We start from the raw sequence: 7,037 nt of genomic DNA, 5'->3' as shown, positions 1-7,037 counted from the left end.
GCCCGGTCGGCGTTCGCCCGGCCGCCGGCCCGTGGAGCGGCGGCGGTCCGCGTCGCGGCCCCTGGGGATGAGCGGTCCCGCCACAGCATCGTACCGGATGCAGCCCGTCGACCGTCGACGGGCTGCCATCGCCAGACCCTAATCTGCTAATAGGCGCACGCCGGTCCTCGAACCGGCGTGTTCTCGTTCGCGTTTCCGGGAGGCCCGTTGCGCGTCCTGCGCGCAATCACGCAATCGTCGTCCCGGTCGGAGCCTCGTCGCCATGCCGCGTCCCGCCTTCTCTCCGCCGTCGCAGGCGCCCGGCTTCGCTGCCCGACGGGTGGCGGCCGAGATCGTCGAAGGCGTGCTGCACCGGGGCCGGTCCCTCGACGAGCAGCTCGACGGCGCCACCGCCAACCAGGGGCTCGGCCTCCTCTCGGACCGCGACCGCGCGCTGGTGCGCCGGATCGTCGGGACGACGCTGCGCCGGCTCGGCACGCTGCGCCATCTGGTGACGAGCTGTCTGGACCGCGGCCTGCCGGCCGACGCGCCGCGGCTGGAGAGCGCGCTCCTGGTCGGCGCCGCCCAGATCCACATCCTCGACATTCCGGACCACGCCGCCGTCGACCTCTCGGTGCGGCTCGTCCAGGCCGACCGGCGCTGCGCCCGCTATGCCGGGCTCGTCAACGCCGTGCTGCGCCGGATCGCCCGCAGCGGCGCCGAGCTGATGGCCGACCGCGACCCGGTCGCGCTCGACACGCCCGCCTGGCTTCTGGAGCGGTGGAGCCGCAGCTACGGCGTCGACGCGGCCCGGGCGATCGCCGCCGCGCATACGAGCGAGCCGGCCCTCGACCTCACCGTCAAGAGCGATGCCGAGGGCTGGGCCACGCGGTTGCGCGGAAAGGTGCTGCCGACCGGCTCGGTCCGGCTGGTGCCGCACGGTCCGGTGTCCGGCATGCCCGGCTATGCCGAAGGCGACTGGTGGGTCCAGGACGCCGCCGCGGCGCTGCCGGCCCGCCTGCTCGGGCCGGTCGCCGGGCTTTCGGTCGCCGATCTGTGCGCCGCCCCGGGTGGCAAGACCCTGCAGCTCGCCGCCGCCGGCGCCAAGGTGACGGCGGTCGACCGCTCCGAGCCGCGGCTCGCCCGGCTGAAGGAGAACCTCGCCCGCACCGGCCTGACGGCCGAGACCATGGCGGCCGACGTCACCGGGCTGGACGTCGCGACATTCGCGGGACCGTTCGACGACGTGCTGCTCGACGCGCCGTGCTCGTCGACCGGCACGATGCGGCGCCATCCCGACATTCCCTGGCGCAAGACCGAGGCCGATCTCGTCTCGCTCGCCGGCCTGCAGGCGGCGCTGCTCGACCGCGCCGTCGGCCTGCTGCGCGAGGGCGGCACGCTGGTCTACTGCACCTGCTCGCTCGAGCCGGAGGAGGGCGAGCAGCAGATCACGGCGCTGCTCGACCGCGATGCGCGCGTCGTGCGCAAGCCGATCGCCGCCGACGAGCTGCCGGGCCTCGATGGGCTCGTCACGCCGGCCGGCGAGCTGCGCACCCTGCCGGCCTTCTGGCCGGACGACGAGCCTCGCATGGGCGGCCTCGACGGCTTCTTCGCGGCCCGCCTGGTCCGCCGGTGAGCCGGCCGGCGACGGCGCGGCACAGCATCGGTGCACGGCCCGGGGACGCCCGGGCGGCGAGTGTTGCCCTCGTGCCTTGCTTCGTTATGGTGGGCCGCCACGCGCACTGCGTCGCGCGTGAGAAGGGCTCGGGGTGATGTCCCGCGTATCGTTCGCGGACCGCGGCAGGTTGATCTGGTATGCGATGCGGCGCGGCCTCTCCCATGTGGCGGGGCGGCTCGCGGCGTCGCGCCTGCTCGACCTGTTCCGGCTCGGCGGCCGCAACGAGCGGATCGCCATCGCGCCGCAGTCGCTGCGCACCGCCGATCCGACGCGGGCGAGCGAGATCTATGCGGGGCGCTTCGCGCTCGCCGGCAAGATCGTCGTCTGCGACGGCCGCTCGCCCTTCGAGATGGAGGCGCCGACGCCCGACTGGGCCGCCTCGCTGCTCGGCTTCGGCTGGCTGCGCCACATGCGCGCCGCCGAATCGGCCGGCGCCCGCGCCAATGCCCGCGCCCTCGTCGAGGAGTGGATCGCCCTGCAGGGCGGCTGGAACCGCGTCGCCTGGCGGCCCGAGATCGTGTCGCGCCGGATCGTCTCCTGGCTGAGCCAGGCGAGCCTGATCCTCGCCGAAGCCGACGTGCGCTTCTATCGCCGCTTCATTCGCAGCCTCGCCCGCCAGGTGCGGTTCCTGCGCTGGACCGCGGGCGACGCGCAGGACGGGGTGCCGCGCCTGCAGGCCGCGATCGCGCTCACCTACGCGGCGCTGTGCATGACCGGGCAGACCCGGCACCTCAAGCGCGCCACCAAGCGGCTCTCGGCCGAGCTCGACCGCCAGATCCTCGCCGACGGCGGCCATGTCAGCCGCAACCCGGGCGCACTGATCGAGCTGCTCGCCGATCTCCTGCCGCTCGCCCAGGCGTTCACGTCGCGCAACGTCGCGCCGCCGCCGGCGCTCCTCAACGCGGTCGACCGGATGATGCCGATGCTGCGGTTCTTCCGGCACTCGGACAAGACCTTCGCGCTGTTCAACGGGATGGGGCCGACCGCCCAGGATCTGCTCGCCACCATCCTGGCCTATGACGACGCGCGCGGCCGGCCGGTCGCCAACGCGATCCATTCCGGCTACCAGCGCATCGAGGCGCGCGACACCGTCGTGCTGATGGACACGGGCGCGCCGCCGCCGCTCGCCGTGTCGGCCGACGCGCATGCCGGTTGCCTGTCGTTCGAGCTCTCGTCGCGCCAGCAACGCATCGTCGTGAACTGCGGCCTGCCGGCGGCCGGCAAGGGCAACTGGCGGCACCTGGCGCGGGCGACCGCGGCGCATTCGACCGTCACGTTCAACCAGACTTCGTCTTGTGATTTCTACGACACGCGGGTGATGCGCCGCGTCTTCGGCACGCTGATCGCGGGCGGGCCGAGCCGCATCGCCGCCACCCGCGACGCCGACGATCACGCCGAGCAGGTGCGGGTCAGCCACGACGGCTACGCCGACAAGTTCGGCGTCATCCATCAGCGCACCGTGACGCTGTCGGCCGACGGGCGCCGGCTCGAGGGCGAGGACATCTTCCTGCCGGCGCGCGGTGAGGCCCTGCCGGCCAAGCTGCCGGACGAGTTCGCGGTGCGCTTCCATCTGCATCCGACCATCCGGGTGGCGCGCGTCGACGACGGCCACGGCGTGATGCTGACGCTGCCCAACCGTGACGTCTGGGCGTTCCTGGCGCACGAGGACCGGGTCGACATCGAGGAGAGCGTCTATCTCGGCGGCCGCACCGGCCCGCGCCGCACCGTGCAGCTCGTCATCCACGGCCACGCCCGCCGCGCCCCGCGGGTCGAGTGGACCTTCGCGCTGACCAGCGAGACGCTGCCGACCGGCGCCGGCGCCGGCGCCCGGGGCGCCCGCGAGCAGACGCAGGACCTGTCGCGGTAGTTCAGGCGATGACGGCCGCGCTTCATGCGTCGGCGCAGCGCCAGGCGAGGTCTCGTGTCCCGGGCGCCGCGCAACGCGCGGTGACCCGGGACCCAGAGCGACGGGAGCCGAGACACTTCCAAAGCCTTCCGCGCCACTCGTCGTGCGGCCCGTCGCGCGGCCCCTGGGCCCCGGCTTGGCGGCGCATCAGCCCTGCGGCCTGACGCACCTTGGCCGGGGCACGCAGCCGAGGTTCGTGGGTCGAAACTTGCGCTAGCCAAGCCATGGGCCGCGGCCCAATATGCCGCCGAAATCCTGTTCAACCAAGCCGATACATCGTGATGACCGAACAACCTCGCCGCATTCTCCGCGCTCTTCTCTCCGTCTCCGACAAGTCCGGCCTCGTCGACTTCGCCCGTGCGCTCGTCGCCCACAATGTCGAACTCCTGTCGACCGGCGGCACCAGGAAGGCGCTGGCCGAGGCCGGCCTCCCGGTGCGCGACGTCTCCGATCTCACCGACTTCCCCGAGATGATGGACGGCCGCGTCAAGACCCTGCATCCGAAGGTGCACGGCGGCCTGCTCGCCATCCGCGACAATGCCGAGCACGTCGCCGCCATGTCGGCGCACGGCATCGTGCCGATCGACCTCCTGGTGGTCGATCTCTATCCGTTCGAGGCGACGGTCGCGAAGGGCGCCGGCTACGACGACTGCATCGAGAACATCGACATCGGCGGTCCCGCGATGGTGCGGGCGGCCGCCAAGAATCACGGCGACGTCGCCGTGGTGGTCGACACGGCCGACTACGCCGTGGTGCTGGCCGAGATGGAGAGCAACGGCGGCGCCACGACGCTGCCGCTCCGCAAGAAGCTCGCCGCCAAGGCCTATGCCCGCACGGCCGCCTACGATGCGGCGATCTCCGGCTGGTTCGCGCAGACGCTCGGCGATCCGACGCCGGATTACTGGGCGCTCGGCGGCAAGCGCATCCAGACCATGCGGTACGGCGAGAACCCGCATCAGGTCGCGGCGTTCTACCGCTCGCCCGAGGTGCGCTTCGGCGTCGCCACGGCGAAGCAGGTGCAGGGCAAGCAGCTCTCCTACAACAACATCAACGACACCGACGCAGCCTTCGAATGCGTCGCCGAGTTCGACCCCGCCCGCACGGCGGCCTGCGCCATCATCAAGCACGCCAATCCGTGCGGCGTCGCCGAAGCCGAGACACTCGTCGAGGCCTATCGCAAGGCGCTGATGTGCGACCAGGACTCGGCCTTCGGCGGCATCGTCGCGGTGAACCGCGTGCTCGACGCCGAGGCGGCCCGCATGATCACCGGCATCTTCACCGAGGTGATCATCGCGCCCGACGCCACCGAGGAGGCGATCGAGATCGTCCGCGCCAAGAAGAACCTGCGCCTGATGCTGGCCGGCGGCCTGCCGGATCCGCGCGCGCCCGGCCTCACCATGCGCACCGTGGCGGGCGGCTTCCTGATGCAGTCGCGCGACAACGCCGTGGTCGACGATTTCGAGTTCAAGGTGGTGACCAGGCGCGCCCCGACCGAGGCCGAGCTCGCCGATCTGAAGTTCGCCTTCCGGGTCGCCAAGCACGTCAAGTCGAACGCCGTCATCTACGCGAAGGATCGCGCCACGGTCGGCATCGGGGCGGGGCAGATGAGCCGCGTCGATTCGGCCGCGATCGCGGTGCGCAAGGCGGAGGCGGCGGCGCGCTTCTTCGAGCTGCCGGAGCCGCTGACCAAGGGCTCGGTGGTCGCCTCCGACGCCTTCTATCCGTTCCCCGACGCGCTCCTCGTGTCGATCCGGGCCGGCGCCACCGCGGTGGTGCAGCCGGGCGGCTCGATCCGCGACGAGGAGGTGATCAAGGCGGCCGACGAGCACGACGTCGCCATGGTGCTGACCGGGTTCCGGCACTTCCGGCACTGAGGCCGAAGCCCTCCTCAGCGGGCAGCGCGCAGCGCCTCGGCATCGTCAGGCCGGGCGCACCGCCGAGCCGGCGCGGCGCAGCAGCGCCCACGCGGTCGCGAGCAGGATCACGTTCGCGACCGCGCCGAGCAGATTGAGATCGATCCCGGCGGGCCGCACCTCCTTGCCCGGGTCGGCGAGCAGCGTGTCCGGCACCAGCATGGCCGGAAAGAAGGCGATCCAGATCGCGCCCTGGATCAGGATTGCGAGCCCGGCCCGCTCGATGGGCCGCCGGCCCGACCAGACGAGCCACAGCGACACGACCGACAACAGCGTCATCGCAATCACGAACCAGGCGCCGTGGAAGCGCGCCTGCGGCGACCACAGCTCGCTGAAGATGTGGGTCGCGTTCCAGTCGGCGATGTTGCCGGACAGCGTGGTCAGGGCGACGACGCTGATCAGCAGGCGAGGCGCGAGGAGCATGGCGGCCGTCCCGGTGCGGAGGGGTCGTTCCTCAACGCGCCGGGCGCGGTTTCGATCACCGGCCGTCCCGGCGGCCGCCGCAGGCATCCCGTCGTCGGCTGTGCCGGCATGGCCTCACGCCGTCATGGCGCCGCCGCGACCGTGTCGGTCATCTCCTCCACGGCACCGAGGATGCGTGACAGATCCTCCGGGCGCGACAGGCGGTGGTCGCCGTCCTTGATCAGGGTGAGCACCACGTCGTCCTGGGCCAGGCGCGCGACCAGCGCGTTCGCGTGCTGCCACGGCACGTCGGGGTCCTGCACGCCCTGCAGGATGCGCACCGGGCAGCCGGTCTCGATCAGGCCGCCGAGCAGGAGGTGGTCGCGCCCGTCCTCGATCAGCGCCCGGGTGATGACATAGGGGCCGGTGTCGTACTCGGTCGGCTGCTCGAAGCGGCCCGTGGTCTCGATCGCCTGCTTCACGGCGGGCGGGAAACGCTTCCACATCAGCTCCTCGGTGAAATCGACGGCGGGGGCGATCAGGACGAGGCCGGCGACGCTCGCCGGGCCGGGGGATGCGCGCCGCCGCAGCGCCTGGACGAGCAGCAGCGCCATCCAGCCGCCCATCGACGAGCCGACCAGGATCTGCGGGCCGCGGCAGCAGGCGTCGAACACGGCGAGCGCGTCGGCGAGCCACGACCCGATGGTGCCGTCGGCGAAGGCGCCGCTCGATTCGCCGTGACCCGAGTAGTCGAATCGCACGATCGCCTGGCCGCGCGCGGCCGCGAAGCCGTCGAGCGCCTGCGCCTTGGTGCCCTTCATGTCCGACATGAAGCCGCCGAGCCAGACGAGGCCGGGCGACGCACCCGCGCGGCTGCGGACCGCGATACGGCGCGCCTGCGCACCCTCGCCGAGCCCGACCCAGGCGACGTCGTTGTCCATCGAATCACTCCGGATGGTCGCGGCGTCCCGACGATCGGGACGCAGTCGGCGCGAATATTGCCGCCCTCCGGCGCGGGGTCTATACCGGCGTGCCGACCCGCTGCCGGCCATCTCGCGAATCGAGGGCCGGGGCGCTCCCGTTGCTCGCTCGGTCCGGCGCGATCGGCTCGCGAGCCTCACCGTCCCGCAGGCGTCATCGTCCGCAAGGCAGGAGACCA

At 72.4% G+C, this 7,037-nt stretch carries 5 protein-coding genes; 3 read left to right on the top strand and 2 right to left on the bottom strand.

The annotated features are described in order from the left end of the window. The first annotated feature begins 262 nt into the window (after positions 1-262). The 3 genes from CCR97_RS01775 to purH all read left to right on the top strand — a co-directional run bounded on the left by CCR97_RS01775 (position 263) and on the right by purH (position 5,437). Positions 263-1,615: an RsmB/NOP family class I SAM-dependent RNA methyltransferase gene (locus CCR97_RS01775; RefSeq protein ID WP_111360084.1), complete on the top strand. Its 1,353-nt coding sequence runs from the start codon at positions 263-265 to the stop codon at positions 1,613-1,615. A 136-nt stretch (positions 1,616-1,751) separates the two neighbouring features. Further along, positions 1,752-3,524, top strand: a complete 1,773-nt coding sequence (locus tag CCR97_RS01770; RefSeq protein ID WP_201159253.1) for a heparinase II/III family protein — start codon at positions 1,752-1,754, stop codon at positions 3,522-3,524. A 320-nt stretch (positions 3,525-3,844) separates the two neighbouring features. Then, positions 3,845-5,437, top strand: a complete 1,593-nt coding sequence (gene purH / locus CCR97_RS01765) for a bifunctional phosphoribosylaminoimidazolecarboxamide formyltransferase/IMP cyclohydrolase (RefSeq protein ID WP_111356585.1) — start codon at positions 3,845-3,847, stop codon at positions 5,435-5,437. A 45-nt stretch (positions 5,438-5,482) separates the two neighbouring features. Here the strand turns inward: purH and CCR97_RS01760 are convergent, their stop codons facing one another. Together CCR97_RS01760 and CCR97_RS01755 are read right to left on the bottom strand one after the other, a co-directional pair. Then, positions 5,483-5,899 carry a DUF6640 family protein gene (locus CCR97_RS01760; RefSeq protein ID WP_111356584.1) on the bottom strand — a complete coding sequence of 139 codons (417 nt, stop codon included), beginning with the start codon at positions 5,897-5,899 and terminating at the stop codon, positions 5,483-5,485. 122 nt (positions 5,900-6,021) lie between these two features. Then, on the bottom strand, positions 6,022-6,819 hold the full coding sequence (locus CCR97_RS01755) for an alpha/beta hydrolase (protein WP_111356583.1): 798 nt from the start codon (positions 6,817-6,819) through the stop codon (positions 6,022-6,024). Positions 6,820-7,037: the final 218 nt, after the last annotated feature.

Origin of the sequence: Rhodoplanes elegans (assembly GCF_016653355.1) — a bacterium.
GTDB lineage: Bacteria > Pseudomonadota > Alphaproteobacteria > Rhizobiales > Xanthobacteraceae > Rhodoplanes > Rhodoplanes elegans.
Note: the sequence above shows the minus strand (reverse complement) of the source record. Positions and strands in the feature narration are given on the sequence as shown.